This is a genomic window from Membranihabitans maritimus (assembly GCF_021729145.1).
Taxonomy (GTDB): Bacteria; Bacteroidota; Bacteroidia; order Chitinophagales; family Saprospiraceae; genus Membranihabitans; species Membranihabitans maritimus.
Map to the genome: position 1 here is coordinate 1 of NZ_JAJSLW010000060.1, position 914 is coordinate 914.

At 42.0% G+C, this 914-nt stretch carries 1 protein-coding gene; it reads left to right on the top strand.

Translation table 11 applies throughout. The features are described from left to right. Nucleotides 1-212 precede the first annotated feature (212 nt). Nucleotides 213-914 (top strand): transposase (locus LVD47_RS23295; RefSeq protein ID WP_236981120.1); only part of this gene is annotated, 702 nt, incomplete at its 3' end.

Consider the following 914-nt stretch of genomic DNA (forward strand, 5'->3'; position numbering starts at 1 on the left):
GCATACGGACGAAGAAGAAATTAACATATAAGTTGATTAACAATATAGATAGTTGAGATTGAAGTGTTGTGAAGTTATATTTTCCGAGGATTTCGAGACAGAGACATCCCAGAGAGAATAAGACAAAAGTGAATTTACATTAAAACATTTTTGAATATAAAAAAGGTTGTTTAACTTTTAGTTGCATTCATTAATCCGTTAAACAACCTATTATGATATTATCTCAAATATCGGAATTTTTTTCCAAAATCAAAGTAACCGAGCTGGCTTTTGCGCAAAAATTTCAGTGTGATCCTGACGCTAAGATTAATGTAGTGGATTGGTTGGTTTCCTTTTTTCAAACCCTGGATCAGGGTGTGTTTTCCTGGACCGACTGGGCCCAGCGATTAGCCTTGTCAATGGAAGAGCTCTGTAGTCCCAATGCGTTACGCCAGAAAGCCTCCTTTCGCCACTTACCTTTTTGCCGCCATTTGTTGTATAAAATACTCCACCAGAGTTTTCAACGCACCGATTTACCAGGCAACCCAAAGTGGGGACCATGGCCCCGGGTGTGGGTGACCGACAGCTCCTGCTTTTCTTTACCGGTTTCTATGGCTCATCTGTTTCCCGGACCCTACAGTTCCAAAGGAAAGTGTGCTACCGCAAAAATCCAATTAACCCTGGACTTAAAGACGGACAATATTGGTTTGTTGGAGGTGGCCTCCTTTCGGGATAATGACCAATCCTACTCTCCGGATATTTTCAAAATTGCCCAACCGGGGGATTTAGTGATCCGGGATCTGGGTTATAGCGTATGTAGCGTTTTCAATAACCTCAATACGGCGGGTATCGATTTTATCAGTCGACTCAAATACGGTATTAAGGTTTATAATTTGAACGGCGAGCCGATCCAGTTACTTGCCGATCTGCGCAAG